Source organism: Pandoraea horticolens (genome assembly GCF_902459555.1).
Lineage (GTDB): Bacteria > Pseudomonadota > Gammaproteobacteria > Burkholderiales > Burkholderiaceae > Pandoraea > Pandoraea horticolens.
The window spans coordinates 39,176-59,032 of record NZ_CABPSM010000007.1; the positions used below are offsets into that span (position 1 = coordinate 39,176).

The 19,857-nt window shown below is 64.7% G+C and carries 15 protein-coding genes; 10 read left to right on the top strand and 5 right to left on the bottom strand.

The window, feature by feature from the left end:
- Positions 1-13 precede the first annotated feature (13 nt).
- Both PHO31112_RS13195 and dxs read left to right on the top strand, forming a co-directional pair.
- Positions 14-1,087 (top strand): 2-aminoethylphosphonate aminotransferase, encoded by a 1,074-nt coding sequence (locus PHO31112_RS13195; RefSeq protein ID WP_150620923.1) that lies wholly within the window; start codon positions 14-16, stop codon positions 1,085-1,087.
- A gap of 22 nt (positions 1,088-1,109) precedes the next feature.
- On the top strand, positions 1,110-3,026 hold the full coding sequence (dxs, locus tag PHO31112_RS13200; RefSeq protein WP_150620924.1) for a 1-deoxy-D-xylulose-5-phosphate synthase: 1,917 nt from the start codon (positions 1,110-1,112) through the stop codon (positions 3,024-3,026).
- A gap of 71 nt (positions 3,027-3,097) precedes the next feature.
- Here the strand turns inward: dxs and hpnN are convergent, their stop codons facing one another.
- Positions 3,098-5,731, bottom strand: coding sequence for a hopanoid transporter HpnN (gene hpnN / locus PHO31112_RS13205; protein WP_150620925.1), 2,634 nt, complete (start codon positions 5,729-5,731; stop codon positions 3,098-3,100).
- A 239-nt stretch (positions 5,732-5,970) separates the two neighbouring features.
- Here hpnN and PHO31112_RS13210 point away from each other — a divergent pair, with 239 nt between their 5' ends.
- The 5 genes from PHO31112_RS13210 (at position 5,971) to PHO31112_RS13230 (ending at position 11,277) form a co-directional block, all read left to right on the top strand.
- Complete coding sequence (locus tag PHO31112_RS13210) at positions 5,971-6,618, top strand: MlaC/ttg2D family ABC transporter substrate-binding protein (RefSeq protein WP_150620926.1); 648 nt, start codon at positions 5,971-5,973, stop codon at positions 6,616-6,618.
- 359 nt (positions 6,619-6,977) lie between these two features.
- Positions 6,978-7,937, top strand: a complete 960-nt coding sequence (ispH, locus tag PHO31112_RS13215; RefSeq protein WP_150620927.1) for a 4-hydroxy-3-methylbut-2-enyl diphosphate reductase — start codon at positions 6,978-6,980, stop codon at positions 7,935-7,937.
- 23 nt (positions 7,938-7,960) lie between these two features.
- A complete protein-coding gene (gene hpnH, locus PHO31112_RS13220; protein WP_150620928.1) occupies positions 7,961-9,082 on the top strand; it encodes an adenosyl-hopene transferase HpnH in 1,122 nt (373 codons plus the stop codon).
- Entirely contained in the window at positions 9,083-10,078 is a 996-nt protein-coding gene (gene hpnA / locus PHO31112_RS13225) for a hopanoid-associated sugar epimerase (RefSeq protein WP_150620929.1), read from the top strand.
- Positions 10,075-11,277, top strand: a complete 1,203-nt coding sequence (locus tag PHO31112_RS13230; RefSeq protein ID WP_150620930.1) for a glycosyltransferase — start codon at positions 10,075-10,077, stop codon at positions 11,275-11,277. Before hpnA ends, PHO31112_RS13230 begins: the two co-directional genes overlap by 4 nt.
- Positions 11,278-11,393: 116 nt before the next feature.
- Here the strand turns inward: PHO31112_RS13230 and PHO31112_RS13235 are convergent, their stop codons facing one another.
- The 4 genes from PHO31112_RS13235 to hpnD all read right to left on the bottom strand — a co-directional run bounded on the left by PHO31112_RS13235 (position 11,394) and on the right by hpnD (position 16,397).
- Positions 11,394-12,089, bottom strand: coding sequence for a phosphorylase (locus PHO31112_RS13235; RefSeq protein WP_150620931.1), 696 nt, complete (start codon positions 12,087-12,089; stop codon positions 11,394-11,396).
- Positions 12,090-12,102: 13 nt separating this feature from the next.
- Positions 12,103-14,067, bottom strand: coding sequence for a squalene--hopene cyclase (shc, locus tag PHO31112_RS13240; protein WP_150621084.1), 1,965 nt, complete (start codon positions 14,065-14,067; stop codon positions 12,103-12,105).
- A 228-nt stretch (positions 14,068-14,295) separates the two neighbouring features.
- Positions 14,296-15,549, bottom strand: coding sequence for a hydroxysqualene dehydroxylase HpnE (gene hpnE / locus PHO31112_RS13245; protein WP_150620932.1), 1,254 nt, complete (start codon positions 15,547-15,549; stop codon positions 14,296-14,298).
- On the bottom strand, positions 15,549-16,397 hold the full coding sequence (gene hpnD, locus PHO31112_RS13250; protein WP_150620933.1) for a presqualene diphosphate synthase HpnD: 849 nt from the start codon (positions 16,395-16,397) through the stop codon (positions 15,549-15,551). The genes hpnE and hpnD overlap by 1 nt, the downstream gene beginning before the upstream one ends.
- Before the next feature lie 177 nt (positions 16,398-16,574).
- Between hpnD and hpnC the strand changes: the two genes are divergently transcribed.
- The 3 genes from hpnC (at position 16,575) to PHO31112_RS13265 (ending at position 19,853) form a co-directional block, all read left to right on the top strand.
- A complete protein-coding gene (gene hpnC / locus PHO31112_RS13255) occupies positions 16,575-17,438 on the top strand; it encodes a squalene synthase HpnC (RefSeq protein WP_150620934.1) in 864 nt (287 codons plus the stop codon).
- 172 nt (positions 17,439-17,610) lie between these two features.
- Entirely contained in the window at positions 17,611-18,561 is a 951-nt protein-coding gene (locus PHO31112_RS13260; RefSeq protein WP_246178141.1) for a DMT family transporter, read from the top strand.
- Between the two features lie 125 nt (positions 18,562-18,686).
- Positions 18,687-19,853 (top strand): NAD(P)H-dependent flavin oxidoreductase, encoded by a 1,167-nt coding sequence (locus PHO31112_RS13265; RefSeq protein WP_150620935.1) that lies wholly within the window; start codon positions 18,687-18,689, stop codon positions 19,851-19,853.
- The last annotated feature ends 4 nt before the right edge of the window (positions 19,854-19,857 follow it).

The following is a 19,857-nucleotide window of genomic DNA, read 5'->3' on the forward strand; positions in this document are numbered from 1 at the left end:
AGGAAGCTTCGCCATGCTGTTACTGAATCCGGGCCCCGTCACCCTGACCGAGCGCGTCCGCAAGAGCCTGCTGCAACCCGATCTGTGCCACCGCGAGCCCGAATTCTTCGATCTGCAAGAGGAAGCCCGCGCACGTCTGACGGCGGTCTACGGCCTCGATCCGGCCGTGTGGGCCCCCGTGTTGATGACCGGCTCGGGCACGGCAGCCGTCGAAAGCATGACCGCAGGTCTCGTGCCGGAAGGCGGGCGCCTGCTGATCGTCGAGAATGGCGTGTATGGCGAGCGCATCTCGCAGATTGCGAAGCAATACCGTATCGATCACGACGTCATTCACTTCGAATGGATGCAAGCGCCCGATCTGACGCAGATCGTCGACAAGCTCGACACGGCGGGAGACCGCCCGTACACGAACGTGGCGATCATCCATCACGAGACGACGACAGGCCGCCTGAACGATCTGGCCGGTATCGCCGCCGCCTGTCGCGAGCGCGGCATCGATCTGCTGGTCGACGGCGTGAGCAGCTTCGCCGCCGAAGCCATCGATTTCGACGACTCGAGCATCGTGGCCGTTGCCGCTACCGCGAACAAGTGCTTGCACGGTGTGCCGGGGGTGTCCTTCGTGATGGTGCGCAAGGACGCCCTCGCCAAGGCCGCCAGCCGCACGTATTACCTCGACATCGCACGCCTCGCGAAGCTGCAGGCCGAGCGCAATACGCCGTTCACGCCGTCTGTGCACGCGTACTACGCACTGGTCGAAGCACTGCGCGAACTCGACGACGCCGGTGGCTGGCAAAAGCGTCATACCCATTACGGCGCGCTCGCCGAGCAAGCGCGCGCCGGTCTGGCCGCGCTGGGCATCGACAGCGTCTTGCCGCCGGGTGAGTCGTCGGTGGTGCTGCGCGCCTACAAGTTGCCTGCGGGTGTCGACTACGTGCGCCTGCACGACTGGCTCAAGGCCGACGGTTTTGTGATCTACGCGGGGCAAGGCGGTTTGTCCAAGGCGCTGTTCCGTATCTCGACGATGGGCAACCTCACGGCCGCCGACATCGATCGCCTGCTGGCTTCCTTCGCCAGGCTGGTGAAGTGAGCGCGGGGACGGACGTTCAGCCATGAAAGATTTGCTAGCCAGCATCCAATCCCCATCCGAGTTGCGCGCGCTCTCGCGCGCCGACTTGCGTCGCGTGGCCGACGAATTGCGTGCCTGTGTGCTCGACAGCGTGTCGCGTACCGGCGGCCACCTCTCGTCGAATCTGGGCACCGTCGAACTGACGATCGCGCTGCACTACGTCTTCGACACGCCCAACGACCGCATTGTGTGGGACGTGGGTCATCAAACCTATCCGCACAAGATTCTCACGGGCCGCCGCGACGCCATGCCGACCCTTCGGCAATGGCAAGGCCTGTCGGGCTTTCCGAAGCGCGACGAGTCGCCATACGACACGTTCGGCACGGCGCATTCGAGCACGTCGATTTCGGCAGCGCTCGGCATGGCGCTGGCCAGCAAGGTCAAGGGCGAGAAACGGCACGCGATTGCCGTGATCGGCGATGGGGCGATGACCGCCGGTGAGGCGTTCGAGGCCCTGAACAATGCCGGCATCTACGAAGACCTGCCGTTCCTCGTTGTGCTCAATGACAACGACATGTCGATCTCGCCGCCGGTCGGCGCGCTCAATCAGTACCTCACGCGACTCATGTCCGGTCAGTTCTACTCGGCCGGCAAGGAGAGCGTGCGCAATCTGTTGCGCAATGCCCCCGCCCCCATGCGCGAACTGGCGCACAAGCTCGAGGAACACGCCAAGGCCATCGTCTCGCCCACGGGCACGATGTTCGAGGAGTTCGGCTTCAACTACCTCGGCCCTATCGACGGCCACGATCTGGACGCGCTCATCCCCGCGCTCGAGAACATCAAGGCGCTCAAGGGGCCCCAGTTCCTGCATGTCGTGACGCGCAAGGGCCGCGGCTACAAACTCGCCGAAGCCGATCCGGTGCTGTATCACGGCCCGGGCAAGTTCAATCCGAGCGAAGGGATTCGCCCGGCCGCGCCGGGCACGGTCTCGGCCAAGACCTATACGCAGGTCTTCGGCGAATGGCTGTGCGACGCGGCAGCAGCGGACAAGCGTGTCGTCGGCATCACGCCCGCCATGCGCGAAGGCTCCGGGCTCGTCGAATTCGAGAAGCGCTTTCCTGAGCGCTATTACGACGTCGGTATCGCCGAGCAGCATGCCGTGACGTTCGCAGGCGGGTTGGCGACCGAGGGGCTCAAGCCCGTGGTGGCGATCTACTCGACGTTCCTGCAACGCGCCTACGATCAGGTAATTCACGACGTGGCCCTGCAAAACCTGCCGGTCGTCTTCGCGATCGATCGGGGCGGTCTCGTCGGCGCCGACGGCGCAACGCATGCAGGGGCTTACGACATCGCCTACCTGCGCTGCATCCCGAACATGGTGGTCATGGCCCCGGCCGACGAAAACGAATGCCGTCAGATGTTGCAGACGGCGCTCGGTATCGACGGCCCCAGTGCCGTGCGTTACCCGCGTGGCGCCGGCCCCGGCGTGAAGACCGAGGCCGGCTTGACGACACTGCCCATGGGCCGTGCCCAGGTGCGTCGCCGGAGCGCTGCCCCGGCAGGTCGTCGCGTGGCTATTCTGGCGTTCGGCTCGATGGTGGCGCCGAGTGAGCAGGTGGCCACCGAGTTCGACGCGAGCGTGGTCAACATGCGCTTCGTCAAACCGCTCGACGAAGCCACGCTGCTCGACATGGCCCGCACGCACGACCTCGTCGTCACGATCGAGGAAGGTGTTGTGATGGGGGGTGCCGGCACGGCGTGTGTCGAAGCCCTCAATGCCAATGGCGTGCTGGTTCCGGTGCTGCAACTGGGATTGCCCGACACGTACATCGATCAGGGCACCGCCGCGCAGCAGCTCGCATCGGTCGGGCTCGACGCGCAGGGCATTGCGGCATCGATTCGCCGGGCACTGACCGACCGTCTTGGCGGCAAGGTCGAGGCGGTGCCGTCGGCCCCCTGAGCAACGCGTTTCATCGTGCTCACAATGAAAAACGGCACCTTTCGGTGCCGTTTTTCATTGCGTCGGTGCTGTCAGGCTTTCGCCGGCGCTTCCTTCTCGCGCGGCTTGCCCATGAGCACCGGCTGGAAGAATACCGCACCAATCAGCGTGCACACGAGTGAGAGCGCCAGCAGCTTGCCCATGCTCGACGTGCCCGGATGGTGCGACAGCCACAGACTGCCGAAGGCGATGCCCGTCGTTGCAGCAGAGAGCACAATCGCCTGCGTCAGACTCGAGGCCAGCAACTGGGTCTTCCCCTCTCGCCAGGCGATCACGTAATAGATCTTGAACGCCACACCAACGCCGAGCAGCAACGGCAGCGCGATGATATTCGCGAAGTTCAGCGGCAAGCCGATCAGCACGGTGATTTCAAGCGTGACGGCGGCCGAGACCAGCAGCGGCACCAGCGTACGCAGCACGTCGCCGAAGTTGCGCAGCGCCAGCCATAGCAGCACGGTGATCGAAAGCAACGCCCAGAGGCCTGCCTCGATGAAGGCGCGGATGATCGTGTCGGCCGAGCGCAGGATCGAGATCGGGCCGCCAACGGCATCCGGCGCGCTCGCCAGCACGGCCGCACTGAACTTGCGCAGCATCGCGTCATCGCTCGGATCGGCGCCCTTCGCCACATGCGGAGAGATGTTCACGAGCGCACGTCCGTCGGCCGCGACCCATTGCGAAACAATGTCCTTGGGCAGCGATTCGCGCGTGACCTCACGCGGTTGCAGCGCGTTGCGCAATTGGCCGAGGGCGAGCTTCAACGGCTCGGCAATCGCACGATCCGCCCGGTCGCGCGTGGCAGCATCTGCCGCCGCGAGCTTGCGCAAGGCCGTTGCCAGACGCTGCGATTCCTTAGCCCCTTCGCCGGGATGATCGAGCGCGGCGTCTTCCAACTGGCCGGCCGCCGTCTTGAGCGACGACACCCGCGCCGCATCGGCCACCGGGGCCAACGGCGTTTGCGAGAGCACCGGCAGTAGCGACGCGGCAGCCGTGCCGATCTGCGCGAGCTTGGCCGGCTGCTCCGCCGGGATAAACGTCGTGAGCGTGACCACGCGGCCAACCTCGGGCACAGCGCGCAGCTTCGCGGCCTCGGCATTGGCCGCGTCGAGATTCGGGGCGAGCAGTTGCACGTCGTTCACCCCGGCTTCCGGCGAATTGGCCAGATCCAGCAGCGTCGCCATCGACTCCGTTTTCGGATCTTTCAGATGCAACGGGTTGAAGTCGAAATGCAGATGCGCCAGCAGCGGCAGGCCCGCGATGACAAGAGCGAGCGTGCCGTACAGCAACGGCTTGCGGTACTTGTCGGTGAAATCGTCGACCGGACCGAGGCTGCGAAAGCCCGGCGGGCTGGCTTCGCCCTTCGGTTTGAACACACTGATAAGCGCGGGCAGCAACGTAATGGCCGACGGGAACGCCACACACAAAATGCCCACGCCAGCGATCAGCCCCAGCTCGGACACGCCGCGATAGTCCGTCGGCAAGAATGAGAAGAAGCTCGCCGCCGTGGCCGCCGCGGCGAGCGACAGCGGCATCGCAATCGCTTTACCCGCCCCCGTGAGCGCGCCGCGAAGCACGTCGTCGGCCGACGACGTGCCGTCGTTGTCCAGACGATGGCGCTCCTCGCGGTAGCGCACGCCGAACTGAATCCCGAAGTCCACGCCGATGCCGACGAACAGCACGGCAAACGCCACAGAAATCATGTTCAGTGCGCCAACCATCATCAGGCCGAGCGCAAACGTGACGACCAGCCCCGCCAGCAACGTGATGAACACCGCGAGAATCATCTTGCCCGAGCGCACCGCCAGCCACAGCACCACGAGCACGGCCAGCAGCGTGATGACGGCGTTCGACCCGGCGTCCTGACGCACGGACGCGAATTCCTCATCGGACAGTGGACGCGGGCCCGTCAGACGCACCGTCGCGCCATAGCGCTCGGCGAGCTTCAGGTCGGCTGCCGCATCGCGAATACGCGATGCGGCGTTGGCGCCGGCTTCGAGCGCTGCGTAGTCCAGTACGGGCTGCACCTGCACGTAGCTGCGCGCCACGGTATCCGGCGCGACGAGGGCTCGCCACGACATGCCCGCCGGACGGCCCGCCAGCACCGCCTCGGTCGTATCGGCCGCGCGGCCGAGCAGGCGCGCCATGTCCGGCAGCTTCACCTGCCCGGTGAGCAGCGGCGTCTGCAACGTGACCGACAGGAGATTCGACAAGCCCGTGAGGCTGGGATCTTGTGCGAGACGGTTGAGCAGCGGCTTCGCGTCTTCGAGCTTGCCGGTGAGCGTTTTCACGTCGTCGAGCGGCGCGAAGAGCAGGGCGTTGCGCGCAAAGAACTCGCCCGATCCCGGGCGGCTCACCGAGCGGAACACATCCGTCTCGGTCGACAGCTTCTCGGCCAGTTCGGCGGCAGCCCGGTCGGCGAACTCTACGGCCGGGGCCTGCACCACGGCCAGCGTGATGTCGGCCTTCTGCGGGAAAGCACGGTCGATTTCACGGCCGCGCTCGGCGGCGGGCGTGTTCGAATCGATCAGGCTCGAGATATCGGTGTTGATCGCAAAGTGCTTGGCGACGTACACAGAACTCGCGATAACGAGGAGCAGCGAAGCGAAGATGACTGGGTACGCGTGCTTCGCCGAAAAACGGACGATGCGCACGACGAGCGAAGTCAGCATGTAGCGGTTCCGAAAGAAAGTGGAGGCCGCCCTCGCCTTCGGCCGCTTGGATTCATAAGGTCACGAAACGCTATGTATCCGATGCGCCGGGGAACCAATCGTGGACAAATTCCGTCGATCAGTTCATGGAAAACGAGGAAACGGTGAATTTACGAAATCGCAGCAGTATACAAGGCCGCGTGAACTACACTACGGGCCTACTCGTTTTAACCGACTAAAACCGACGAAGACGAACTGGTATGAACAAATTTCTGGTGACGGCAACTGCCGCCGTCGCATTGAGCAGCATCTGCAGCGTCTCGAGCGCCTGGGCACAGGCAAGCAGCGCGAATCCGAACGACCTGGTGAAGACGGCAGTCGAGACCGTCGTCAAGAATGCCAAGGCCGACGCGGCCGCCCGCGACGGCGATGTCGCCGCAACCGCACGTGTCGTAGCCCGCGATTTTCTACCCTACACCGATTTCCACCGCACCACGCGCTATGCCGTGGGCGCAAAGGCATTCGACACCGCCACGCCAGCCCAGCAGCAACAGGTCTTCGAGCAGTTCCAGCAGTTGCTCGTGAACACCTTTGCACTGCAACTCTCGCAAGTGCGCGGCACGCAGATCTCATTCAAGTTTGCCCCGGCCAAACTCACGGCGAACAGCACCGATGTGATGGTGGGCGCCACGGTCAGCGGGACTGGCGACAATCTTTCGGTCGCCTATCGTCTGGCCAAGACCGACAAGGGCTGGAAGATTTACGACATCAACATGATGGGTGAGAACGTAGCCGACGCATGGCTCATCCAGTTGTATCAGCCGCAGTTCAAGGCACGTATCGCTCAAGGCGGCATTGACGGGCTGATCGCCTATCTACGCGAGAAGAACGATCGTTTTGGCAAATAAAACAACAACTTAACGAGGGACATCGTGACCGGCGGGGCTCCTCCGGGGACGTCAGCGCTGGCATCTCCCTCGGCGGCTGGGCCAACTTATCGGCAGATTCGGCCCAGATCCGCGGCAGATAGACGCCGATTCGTCAGCATTTATGCAACACTCGCTGGCGTCTTCCTATGGGAGGTCGTCAGCAACATTTGGCTGCCGCGGTTACAATCGCTGCTTGTCAAACGACCGGACGGCGGTCCCCCCGAGGGTGTGCGCGATTTGCCATCGAAACTGGCGCCGCGCGTTCCATGAGGCCATGGCTTCTCAACATGGACACCCGATAGCACCGCCATCCCGGCCGACCTGAGCCGGAGAGCTGAATGCAAGTCTTCCTTGCCCAACCCCGCGGTTTTTGTGCGGGTGTCATACGTGCCATCGAGATCGTGGAGCGCGCCCTGGAAAAATACGGCGCCCCCGTCTACGTTCGCCATGAGATCGTCCACAACAAACATGTGGTCGATTCGCTCAAGGCCAAGGGCGCGCGTTTTATCGACGAGTTGTCCGAAGCACCTGCGGGCGCCGTAACCATTTTCAGCGCCCATGGCGTCGCACGCGTCGTCGAACAGGAAGCGCAGGCGCGCGGCTTGAAGGTGCTCAATGCCACTTGCCCGCTCGTCACCAAGGTGCACATTCAAGGCAAGAATTATGTGTCTGCCGGCCGTGAAGTCATTCTGATCGGCCATGCCGGCCACCCTGAAGTCGAGGGGACGATGGGCCAGATCGACGGTCCGGTGCATCTCGTGCAGACCGAAGAAGATGTCGACGCATTGCCGCTCGCCGACAATACGCCGCTGTCGTACGTTACCCAGACCACGCTGTCGGTCGACGAGACTCGCGGTATCATTGCTGCGCTGCAACGTCGCTTTACCAACATCGTTGGTCCGAATACCAAGGACATCTGCTACGCCACGCAGAACCGCCAGACCGCCGTGCGCGAGCTGTGCGAGCGTGTGGACGTACTGCTCGTGGTCGGGGCGACGAACAGCTCGAACTCGAACCGCCTGCGCGAAATCGGCTCCGAAATGGGGCTGCCGAGCTATCTCGTGGCCGATGGCTCCGAGTTGAACCCTGAATGGGTGCGTGGCCAGGCCCGCATCGGTATTACCGCCGGGGCGTCCGCGCCCGAGCGCATGGTCGAAGACGTGATCGACGCGCTGCGTCGTATCGACACCGTCGAAGTGACTCTCATGGACGGCATCGAGGAAACCATCCAGTTTCGCCTGCCGTCGGAATTGATTAAAAACGAGCCGGTCGCCGCGCAACACGCGGTCGCTGGCTAACGCAACACGAACAGGAGCCGAACTTGGCCATCCCCTTCCTGCAACAGGCGTATGTTGGCGCCTACCTGATGAAGCAACGCTTCAAGGGCAACAAGCGCTACCCGCTGGTGCTGATGCTCGAACCGTTGTTCCGCTGCAACCTCGCCTGCTCGGGCTGCGGCAAGATCGACTACCCGGACCCCATCCTGAATCAGCGTGTCTCGCTCAAGGACTCACTCGACGCCGTGGACGAGTGCGGCGCACCGGTGGTCTCGATCGCCGGCGGCGAGCCACTGCTGCACAAGGAAATGCCGCAGATCGTCAAGGGCATCATCGAGCGCAAGAAGTTCGTCTATCTGTGCACGAACGCCCTGTTGCTCGAAAAGAAGATCGACGATTACGAGCCGAGCCCGTTCTTCGTCTGGTCGATTCACCTCGACGGCGACCGTGAGATGCACGACGCCGCGGTGTCGCAGGAAGGCGTGTACGACCGCGCCGTGTCGGCCATCAAGCTGGCGAAGTCGCGCGGCTTCCGCGTGAACATCAACTGCACGCTGTTCAACAACGCCGATCCGGAGAAGGTCGCCAAGTTCTTCGATTCGACGAAAGACCTGGGCCTCGATGGCATCACCGTCTCGCCGGGCTATGCCTACGAACGCGCGCCGGATCAGCAGCACTTCCTGAACCGCTCGAAGACCAAGCAACTGTTCCGCGACATTCTCAAACGCGGCAACGGCGGCAAGAACTGGACGTTCAGCCAGTCGAGCCTGTTCCTGGACTTCCTCGCCGGCAACCGCTCGTACCACTGCACGCCGTGGGGCAATCCGACGCGTACCGTGTTCGGCTGGCAGCGTCCGTGCTACCTGCTTGGCGAAGGTTATGCCAAGACGTACACCGAACTGATGAACACCACCGACTGGGACAAGTACGGTGTGGGCAACTACGAGAAGTGCGCCGACTGCATGGTGCACAGCGGTTTCGAAGCCACGGCCGTGAACGAGACGCTGACGCGTCCGCTGCGCGCGCTGGGTGTGGCGCTCAAGGGCGTGCGTACCGATGGCCCGATGGCCGAAGACGTCTCGTTCGCCAAGCAGCGTCCGGCCGAGTACGTGTTCTCGAAGCACGTCGAGATCAAGCTCGACGAACTGCGCCGGGCCAAGGCGTAAATGCGCTCGCGTGTGCTGGTCACCGGAGCCTCCGGGTTCGTCGGTTCTGCAGTGGCACGCACGGCGCTCGCGCGCGGTCACGAGGTTCGCCTGCTGGTGCGTGGCACCAGCCCGCGCGCGAACCTCGCCGACCTGCCCGTGGAAGTCGTGGAAGGCGACATGCGCGACGCGGCATCGATGCAACGCGCGCTCACCGGGATGGACGCCCTGCTCCACGTCGCCGCCGACTACCGTCTCTGGGCGAAAGATCCGAACGACATCATGCGGGCCAACATCGTCGGCACGCGCACGGTCATGGAGGCCGCGCTGCGCGCAGGCGTCGAGCGGGTGGTGTACACCAGCAGCGTTGCCACGCTGCGTGTGCACGACGCCGCTGGCCCCGTCGATGAAACCTCCCCGAACGACGAAGCCACGACCATCGGCGTGTACAAGCGCAGCAAGGTCGCGGCCGAACGTCTGGTCGAACGGATGATCGCGAACGACGGTCTGCCCGCCGTGATCGTCAATCCGTCCACGCCCATCGGGCCGCGCGACATCAGGCCCACACCGACTGGGCGCATCATCGTCGAAGCCGCACAGGGCAAGATTCCCGCGTTCGTCGATACCGGCCTGAATCTCGTGCACGTCGACGATTGCGCCGAAGGCCATCTGCTGGCCCTCGAACGCGGCCGCATCGGTGAGCGCTACATTCTTGGCGGCGACGACGTCCTGCTGCGCGACATGCTCGCGACCATTGCAGGCCTGGTCGGCCGCAAGGCCCCGACGATCGCCCTGCCGCGCTGGCCGCTCTATCCGCTCGCGATGGCAGCGCAAGGCGTCGCGCGCTTCACGGGCAAAGAGCCGTTCGTTACCGTTGATGGCCTGAAGATGTCGCGCTATCACATGTTCTTCTCGTCCGAGAAGGCGAAGCGCGACCTCGGCTACACCACCCGCCCCCACCCCGAAGGCCTGCGCGATGCGCTCGCCTGGTTCGGTTCTGCCGGATTTCTGTCATGACTGTTTTGGCCTGGATTGCCGCGTTGTCGCTGGCCATCTGGATCTATCTGCTGAGTTCTCAGGGCGGCTTCTGGCGCGCGCGTGAGCGCGACGATCTGGACGAAGACCGTTTGCCTGTGCCCGATGTCTGGCCCGCCGTGGCCGTTATCATTCCCGCGCGCAACGAGGCCGAATCGATCGGACAGGTGGTCGAATCGCTATGCCGCCAGGACTATGCGGGACGGCTACGCATCGTGGTGGTGGACGATCAGAGTCAGGACGGCACGGCCGATCTCGCCCGCGAAGCCGCCGCACGCGCTGCGGCCGACGGTTTCACGCGCCGCGTGGACGTGCTCGGCGGTCAGCCGCTGCCCAGTGGCTGGACTGGCAAGATGTGGGCGGTGCGCCAGGGCGTAGCGTTCGCCAGCGATCCCGGCACGAACGACGACAGCGTCGCCCCCGACTACCTGCTGCACACCGACGCGGACATCGCGCATTCGCCCGAGAACGTGCGCCAGCTGGTCACCCGCGCCACGGGCGACCGTCGTGTGCTCGTCTCGCTCATGGCGAAGCTGCGCTGCACGGCATGGTTCGAGCGCACGCTGATCCCTGCGTTCGTGCTGTTCTTCCAGATGCTGTATCCGTTCGCCTGGGTCAACGATCCGAAAAAACGCATGGCAGCGGCAGCTGGCGGATGCATGCTGATCCATCGTGCCTCGCTCGAAGCCGGCGGCGGTATCGAAGCCATTCGAGACGAGATCATCGACGACTGCGCCATGGGACGCCTGCTCAAGAAGCAAGGCGCGATCTGGCTAGGCCTGACGGAGCGCGCGGTAAGCGTGCGTCCGTACGACAACCTCGGCGAGATTCGCAAGATGGTGTCGCGCACGGCGTACGCGCAGTTGCAGTACTCGCCGGTTCTGCTGGCGGGCACCATCGTGTCGCTGCTGCTCACGTTCATCGTGCCGCCGGCCATGACGATCTTCGCCTCGGGCATTGCGCAGTGGCTGGGGCTCTTCGCCTGGATAGCGATGACGCTATCGTACCTGCCGATGCTGCGCTTCTATCGTCAGCCGTCGAGCTTCGGGCCGCTGCTGCCGCTCGTCGCGGCGCTCTACACCGTCTTCACGTTCGACTCGGCGCTGCAACACTGGCGCGGTCGTGGTGGCATGTGGAAGGGACGCGCTCAGGCGCGCGGACAGCAATCGTCGGACGCGTGATCCGACACACACGGGCATCTGCCCAAAATGAAAATGCCAGCCCGTCTGTGAAGACGCGCTGGTATTTTTTCTTGGGTAACACCCGCGTTTGACCAGGCGCGTGAAGTACCGCTCGCTCAGATGCCCGCGGCCACCGCACCGAATCCATCCCCCAGCTTGAGGGCAACGATCTGACGTCCGTGACGCATGGCCTGCCTGGCGAGGCTCGCGTCTTTCCCAACGCGCAACAGGGCTGGTAGTTGCAACGGATTGACGGCAAGCGAGCGCAGCACGCCGAGAATGTCAGTCGAGCCGTTGCTGCGAAGTCCGGCGAGCGCGGCCGGGGGAAGCGAACGCTCCGCCGGGTCGATCACCACGCGGGCGGCAACGAATGGCAGTCCGTGCGCCTGCGCCACTCGCGCCACGATATGCGACTCCATATCCGCCGCCGCCGCCCCGCTCTCGCGGAACAATGCGGCTTTGTCCCCGGCGGTCACCACGGGTGCGCTCACACCGGCCAGATCGGCGCGTAAGGCGCCCGGCATGGCGCGACGCAGCGCATCCGCCCAACCAATCGCCGACACATACTCACGTGCCTGCTGAGGCATATCCAGCACCTTGTGCGCAATCACCCACTGACCGGGCTTCACGCCGGGAATCAGGCCGCCGGCCGTACCGAAGCTCACGAGGCCGCGCGCACCGCCGTGTGCCATTGCGGCTTCGAGGTCTGCGGCAAGCGTATCGTTCTGCGCGCAGACCACGAGCACGCCGTCACCGCGCGCAATGCGGGCTTCGAAAGGCATGCCGGTCACAACGATGATGGGCGGGGTCATGGCGTCTTACGTCTTACATGCCACAGGGCACGGGGCAATCGTTGCGCACCGTCAGATTCCGGTAGCGCGCGAGCGCCCACAGCGGGAAGAACTTGCGATAGCCGTGATAACGCAGATAGAACACACGCGGGAAACCCGTCGCCGTGTAGCGTTCCTCGTCCCACAGCCCCTCTTCATTCTGGGTATTGAGCAGATAGTCGACACCGCGTTTGACCGCCGGATCGTTCGCCTTGCCCGCCGCCATCAGGCCGAGCAATGCCCACGCCGTCTGCGACGAGGTGCTCGGTGCTGCCTCGTAGCCCTTGTAGTCGAGCTTGTAACTGTCGCCGTCCTCGCCCCAGCCGCCATCGGCGTTCTGGATCGAGACGAGCCACTGCGCCGAACGGGCCAGCGCCGGATGCTCCGGCGGCAAACCCGCCGCCTGCAAACCGCACATGGCCGACCACGTGCCGTACACGAAATTCATGCCCCAGCGGCCGTACCAGCTACCGTCGGCTTCCTGATCGTCGAGGATGTACTTCAATGCCAGATCGGCAGATGCCTTGCGCTCCGGCGATGACGGCAATTGCGCCAGCATCGACAGACAACGCGCGGAGACGTCCACCGTTGGCGGATCGAGCAACGCACCGTGATCCGAGAACGGGATATTGTTCAGATACAGATGGGTGTTCTCGGGCTCGAACGCGCCCCAGCCACCGTTGCTGCTCTGCATGCCGATCACCCACTCCGTGCCGCGATCGATGGCATGGCGCATCGGACGCGTGCTCGCATCGACCTTGTCGTTCTCGAAAATGCCTGCGAGCTTCTCGTAGCGATCCATCGCCATGGCGACCACCGCGGTATCGTCCACGTCCGGGTAATGGGGGTTGGCGAACTGGAAGGCCCAGCCGCCCGGCCGCACATTCGGACGTCGCGAGATCCAGTCGCCCCGCACGTCGAGAATCTGAAGCGGAATGAGCCACTCGAGCCCCTTGCCCGCCAGTTCGATGGCGCGCTTGTCGCCGGTTTCGAGCAACGCGTGCGCCGACAAGGCGGTGTCCCACACTGGCGACAGACACGGCTGCACGTAAGTTTCGTGATCGGCCGGCGTCACCAGCTTTTCGACCGACTTGCGGGCAATCGCACGGCTCGGATGATCTTCCGGATAGCCGAGTACGTCGTACATCATGACGGCGTTGGCCATCGCCGGATAAATCGCGCCGAGGCCGTCTTCGCCGTTCAGACGCTCTTCGACGAAATCGACGGCGCGTTTGATCGACTTCTCGCGCAGCGTCTTCGGAAAATACGGATCGAGCGCACGTAGCACATGATCGACACCCGAGAAGAACGTGAACCAGAAACGGCTCTGATGCGGGGCGCGCTTCGGCGGCCCCACGTCTTTGGGGCTGCCGATGAACAATTCGTCGATGCCGACCCCCTTCGGATTGCGCGCGAGCGGACGCTTGGCCTGCAACACGAGCAGCGGCACGATCACGGTGCGCGCCCAGTACGACACCTTCGACAGATGGAAGGGGAACCACTGCGGCAGCAGCATGATCTCGACGGGCATCATTGGCACTGCACGCCAGGAGAGCACGCCATAAAGCGCCAGCAGAATGCGCGTGAAGACGTTCGAATTTTGTGCGCCGCCACGCGAGAGGATGGCCTCGCGTGCCCGCACCATGTGCGGGGCGTCGATCGGCTCGCCGATCATCTTGAGCGCGAAGTACGCCTTCACGCTGGCGCTCATGTCGAACTTGCCGTCGTGAAACAGCGGCCAGCCGCCATGTTCGCCCTGAATACGACGCAGGTAGGCAGCGATCTTCGCTTCGAGTTCGGCGTCGACCTTCTCACCCAAATGGTGACGAAGCAGCACATACTCGGCGGGAATGGTCGAGTCGGCTTCCAGTTCGAACAGCCAGTGACCGTCTTCCTGTTGCAGATCGAGCAGCGCCGTGATCGAGCGGTCGATTCCCGTCTCGAGAGTTTGCGTGGCCATCGCCGTGCTCACCTTCTTGGCAAGCTCCGTATGCAGCTTGAGGTCCACGGCCGTGGCGGTGGCCGTGCGTCGCGCTTCCTTTTCGGAAGCATCGCGTATGGTATCCATGGCGTTCTTGCCTATTCAAAGGCGTATGAGCGGCGCGTGGTACGCGCCGGTTAAACATTCACTCTTGCGATTGCGCCGGGTTCTTCTGCCCGGCTGGCGCATAAGACGATACGGCAGGGCTCAAGCCGGACGCAGCATGTCGGCCGCCCGGTTGCCGCTGCGCAGCGCACCTTCGATGGTCGCGGGCAGTCCCGTCGCCGTCCAGTCGCCGGCCAGCACAAGATTGCGCCAGCGTGTCTGCGTGCCTGGGCGACGCTTGTCCTGCGCCGGCGTCGCCGCGAACGTGGCGCGCTTCTCACGCACCAACTGCCACACCGGCATCGGCGTGGACGGCACCTGACAGGCGCGCGCGACCTCTTCCCAAATGCGAAGCGCGAGCGATTCCCGCGATTCGTCGAGCAAATGGTCCGCACCGCTGATCGTGACCGACAGACGGCCGTCGAACGCGAAGATCCAGTCGCTCACACCGTTCACCACGCCGATCATTGGCGGGCAGCCCGGCGGCGGCGGCACCTGAAAGTGCGCATTGACGATGGCCCGGTATTCATCCGGCGTGGTCAGTTCCGGCACCAGCGCAGCCGCCACGTTCGGCGGCACGGCGAGCACCACGGCGTCGTCGGCCGCCAGCGCTTGCGGGCCGTCGCCAAAATCGATCGACTCGACACGGCTGCCGTCCGGCGCATAGCCCAAGGCGCGCACACGGTGCTGCATCATCACGCACGCGCCCTTCGCTTCCAGGTACGCGAGCGCAGGCGTGACGAACGACACGTCCAGACCGTCGCTCGCAATCAGCGGATGACAAGCCTTGCCGCCGGCCGCGAGCGTCTCGCGAATGACGGCGGCGGCCATCTGCGCCGAGCCTTCCGCCGGATCGGCGTTGAGCACAGCGAGAAACAACGGGTGAATCAGCCGCTTGTACAGTGTGGGCGGGCAATTCATGGCGTCGGTCATCGTCGCGTCGGGCCCGGCGCGCAGCAGCGGCGCGAGCGATAGATAGTCCGACCATGTCGTGCCCGGCACGCGAGCCCCTTTATCAAAAATCCACCACGGCAGGCGCCCTTCCGACAGACGCACGGTCCAGCGCGCATCGCTATCGAGGTCGATGAACGCGAACTCGGCGCGATCGGGGCCGCTCAGCGTGTGCTCGGAACCGATGGTGCGCGTGAATTCGCGCATCGTCGTGTTGCCCGAGAGCACCAGATGATTGCCGTTATCGATCACGGCATTCAACTGCCGGTCGAAATACGAGCGGCAACGCCCGCCCGCCTGCGGCGCGGCCTCGTGCAGCACAACAGGCACACCGCGCGTGGCGAGCCTTACCGCGGCGGCCAGCCCTGCAAGGCCGGCGCCGATGACGTGAACCGTGCCCGCCATCAGAAGGCCATCTGCCGCAGCAGCATCAGAATGAGACGCCAACGCGGCACACGCACGCGCTCGCGAGGCACGGCAAAACCACGCGCGACGAGTTTGTCGAGAATCGCCCCGTAGGCCTTGGCCATCACGGCGGGTGCGACGACCCTGCGACGCGGATGCCGCACCATGATCGCCCGCGCCTTCGCATAGTGCTCGCGCGCCTGTGTCACGAGCGGCGCGCAGGCGCGATCGAGCTTGGCGGCCACGACCATCTCGGGTGTCGCACCCACGAGACCGGCGTCGGCCAGCGTTTCACGCGGCAGATAGACCCGGCCGATGCCGGCATCTTCGTCGATATCGCGCAGAATATTCGTCAATTGCAGGGCACGGCCGAGGTGATAAGACAGGTCGATGCCATCCTGCTCAGGCATACCGAACACCTTGACCGACAAGCGTCCGACGGCGCTCGCCACGCGATCGCAATACAGATCGAGCGTGACGAGATCGGGCGCGACGATGGGGCCGCAGGCGTCCATTTCCATGCCTTCGATGACGGCAAGGAAGTCTTCGTGCTTCAGACCGAATTGCTTGACCACTCGGGCAAGTTTCACGAGCGACGGTGCGGGGCGGCCGTCGTACAGATCGGCCAGATCGCGCCGCCAGGCGGCCAGACGCGACATACGGCTCGCCGACGTGTCTTCACCGTCGTCGGCAATGTCGTCCACGGCGCGGCAAAAGGCGTATATCTCGAACATGCCTTCGCGCTGCGCAGGCGGCAGGATGCGCATAGCAGCGTAAAAGCTGCTGCCCGACGCCACACGTGCGCTGCTTTGCTCAGGCGAAATATCGATGGGTTCGGCGACGCTCACGAGGCTCCTCGTCGTGCAGGGGAACAGGGTGACACCACGGAAAAAACTCAGGAGATTCTTGCAAGGAGGGAAGTATACCGGGGATTGGCGCGACTTTCCCGCCAGAATTTGCAACGATAGCATAGAATCTCGGGGCACTCAGCGCAGCCGCGTTGCCCCAATTGCCTCACCAGCCCGATGACTTCCGACGCCAAGATCGAGCATTACGAGAATTTCCCGGTCGCCAGTATCCTGCTGCCGCGCGAGATGCGCGCGCCGGTCGGTGTGATCTACAATTTTGCCCGCACCGCAGACGACATTGCCGATGAGGGCGATGCGACCAACGCCGAGCGGCACGCCGGCCTCGCCGCCTATCAGGCCGAACTCGACAAGATCGCCGCCGGACAGCCGACATCGCCCGACAAGCCGCTGTTCGCCGCCCTGGCGCGCGTCATCGCCGAGCATCGCCTCGCCGTTCAGCCCTTCTCCGACCTGCTCTCGGCGTTCGATCAGGATATCGAGGTCAAGCGCTACGCCACCTTTGCCGACTTGCGCGACTACACCCGGCGTTCTGCCGACCCGGTCGGGCGCATCATGCTCGGTCTGTTCAAGCTCGACACGCCCGAGAACGTCGCTCGCTCCGACGATATCTGCTCCGCCCTGCAACTCATCAACTTCTGGCAGGACGTGGCGGTCGACTGGCGCAAGGCGCGCGTCTATCTGCCGCAGGACGACATGGCCCGCTTCGGCGTGACCGACGCCGATATCGGCGCGCAGACGTTCGACGACCGCTGGCGCGCGCTCATGCGTTACGAGGTCGACTTCGCGCGTCAGATGATGCTGCGCGGCGCACCGCTCGCCAACCGGGTGCCGGGGCGTTTCGGGCTCGAACTGTGCTGCGTGGTGCATGGCGGCCTGCGCATTCTCGACATGATCGAAACGGCCAACTACGACGTCTTCCGCCACCGCCCGCAACTGGGCAAATCCGACGGATTGCGCGTGTTCTTGCGCGGCCTCGGTATGAAACTGAGCGGCACACCGCCCAAGTTGCGCGCCAACTGATACCGCTTCGCCCTGTCGCGGCCCTTAGCCGCGCGGGGTTCGGCGCACCGTGGCACCACCGATTGCCTCGCTTCTGGCGCTTCTCCCTCTTGCGCAGGTGTCCTAACGTGACGGGATAGCGCGTGCCGTCTGTCGCGGCACGCCCATCTGCAACCTCCGGAAGCCCGTGCGCGTGAACCTGCCTGCCAGTCTCCAACGTCTTGCCTCGAATCGTTCCTCCGTGCGCTCGCACGCCGGCGTGCTCTTTGCCATCGTCATCGTGGCGTGGGGCGTGAACTGGCCGGTGAGCAAGGCGTTGCTCCTGCATGTCTCGCCATGGTGGAGCGCGGCGCTGCGCTCGGTCATCGGCATGACGACGCTTTTCGTCATCTGCGCCCTCACCCGGCGTCTCGTGCTGCCGCGCCGGGGCGATTTGCCCGTCATCCTGAGCGTGGGCCTGTTGCACATGACGGTGTTCTCACTGCTCGTCGCGTTGAGTCTTCAATACGTCAGCGCGGGACGCTCTGCCGTGCTCGCCTACACTACGCCCCTCTGGGTGATGCCGGCCGCACGCGTGTGGCTGGGCGAAGCGCTCACACCGCGCCGTGTGCTCGGACTCGCGTGCGGCCTGTTGGGGTTGGCCGTGATGTTCAACCCGCTCGCATTCGACTGGCACGACCGCCAGGCGGTGTTCGGCAACGCGCTGGTGCTGGCGGCGGCCTTCGCCTGGGCGGTGGCCATCGTCCACGCGCGAGCGCACCGCTGGGTCAACGGCCCGTTCGAACTCAGCCCGTGGCAGTTGCTGCTCGCCAGCGGCGTGATGTGCGCGCTCGCGCTCGTGGTCGAGGGCGCACCGCATATCACCGGCTGGCGCGGGTTCTCGGGATTGCTCGCCTACGGCGGGGTGATCGGTGGGGGCATTGCGTACTGGCTTGCCGGCGTAGTCACGCGCCGGTTGCCGGCGGGCGTCACTTCGCTCGGATTGCTCGGCGTACCGGTCGTCGGTACGCTGGCCTCGGCCCTCATCCTGCGCGAGTCGCTGGGATGGGACGTCTGGCTTGCCCTTGTTCTGATCGTCGGCGGCATCGCGCTCGGCACGGTGCCGGGCACTGCGACGTCATGCCGCACGGACACCACCGCCTGAGCGCCCCGGCGCTTGACCCATCGCAAGAACCGTTTGCCCGGCAGATGCCAGACTGCCTTCTGGCGCGCGCAACGCCATCTCGGCGCCTTTGCGCGAGCGAGCCAACTTCGACGAACGGAACTGACATGAACGAGCAATGGTTGACGCTGGCCGGCCGCCGGCTGGTGCCGGTGGTGCAAGGCGGCATGGGAATCGGCATCTCCGCGCACCGGCTGGCGGGCACGGTCGCGCGACACAACGGCGTGGGCACGATCGCGAGCATCGATCTGCGTCACCATCACCCCGACCTGCTCGCCCAAGTCGAAGGCACGCGCGACAAGGTGGCCATCGAGGCCGTCAATCTGATCGCACTGGATCGCGAAGTTCGCGCCGCCAAGGCAATTGCCGACGGCCAGGGGCTGGTGGCGGTCAACGTCATGAAAGCGGTGAGCGCGCACGCGTCGCTGGTGCGCCAAGCGTGCGAGAGTGGTGCCGACGCCATCGTCATGGGCGCGGGACTGCCGCTCGATCTGCCCGAACTCACGGCCGCGCATCCGCACGTCGCCCTCATTCCGATTCTGTCGGACTCACGCGGCGTGAGTCTGGTGCTGCGCAAGTGGATGAAGAAGGGACGCCTGCCGGACGCTATCGTCATCGAACATCCGGCACATGCGGGCGGGCATCTCGGCGCGTCGCGCATCGAAGATCTGGGCGACACGCGCTTCTCGTTCGACCGCGTGCTCGCGGAATGCCGTGAGATCTATGCCGCACTCGGCATCGACTGGGCCAGCGTGCCGCTGATCGTGGCGGGCGGCATCCATCGTCACGAGCAGGTCCTGCATTGGCTCGGCAAGGGCGCGGCGGGCGTGCAGTTGGGGACGGCGTTTGCCGTCACTGAGGAATCGGACGCCCATCCGGCCTTCAAGGAGGTGCTCGCTCGCGCGCGCCCCGAAGACATTGCCGAATTTACCAGCGTGGCCGGACTGCCTGCGCGCGCGGTGCTCACGCCGTGGCTCAAGAAATATCTGTCGCGCGAGACGGCCTTGCAGGCCAAGGCGAAGGTGCGGCAATGTCTGGAAGGATTCGACTGCTTGCAGGCCTGCGGGTTTCGCGATGGCGTGGCGCGCATCGGGCAGTTCTGCATCGATCTGAAACTCGCACAGGCGGTGCGTGGCGACGTGGCACGCGGACTCTTCTTCCGAGGCCGCGACCCGCTGCCGTTTGGTGAGCGCATACGTCCCGTGGCCGATCTCATGCGTTATCTGCTCACGGGCGAGCGGCCGGACGAGGGAAACACGGCGACAGCGGCGTAGTCCG

Bases quoted from the DNA above. Each gene is read 5' to 3' on its own strand.
- PHO31112_RS13210 (WP_150620926.1), top strand. From the start codon at position 5,971: ATGAACAAATTTCTGGTGACGGCAACTGCCGCCGTCGCATTGAGCAGC.
- shc (WP_150621084.1), bottom strand. From the start codon at position 14,067: ATGGCCACGCAAACTCTCGAGACGGGAATCGACCGCTCGATCACGGCG.
- PHO31112_RS13235 (WP_150620931.1), bottom strand. From the start codon at position 12,089: ATGACCCCGCCCATCATCGTTGTGACCGGCATGCCTTTCGAAGCCCGC.
- dxs (WP_150620924.1), top strand. From the start codon at position 1,110: ATGAAAGATTTGCTAGCCAGCATCCAATCCCCATCCGAGTTGCGCGCG.
- ispH (WP_150620927.1), top strand. From the start codon at position 6,978: ATGCAAGTCTTCCTTGCCCAACCCCGCGGTTTTTGTGCGGGTGTCATA.
- hpnE (WP_150620932.1), bottom strand. From the start codon at position 15,549: ATGGCGGGCACGGTTCACGTCATCGGCGCCGGCCTTGCAGGGCTGGCC.
- PHO31112_RS13265 (WP_150620935.1), top strand. From the start codon at position 18,687: ATGAACGAGCAATGGTTGACGCTGGCCGGCCGCCGGCTGGTGCCGGTG.
- hpnC (WP_150620934.1), top strand. From the start codon at position 16,575: ATGACTTCCGACGCCAAGATCGAGCATTACGAGAATTTCCCGGTCGCC.
- PHO31112_RS13230 (WP_150620930.1), top strand. From the start codon at position 10,075: ATGACTGTTTTGGCCTGGATTGCCGCGTTGTCGCTGGCCATCTGGATC.
- PHO31112_RS13195 (WP_150620923.1), top strand. From the start codon at position 14: ATGCTGTTACTGAATCCGGGCCCCGTCACCCTGACCGAGCGCGTCCGC.
- hpnA (WP_150620929.1), top strand. From the start codon at position 9,083: ATGCGCTCGCGTGTGCTGGTCACCGGAGCCTCCGGGTTCGTCGGTTCT.
- hpnN (WP_150620925.1), bottom strand. From the start codon at position 5,731: ATGCTGACTTCGCTCGTCGTGCGCATCGTCCGTTTTTCGGCGAAGCAC.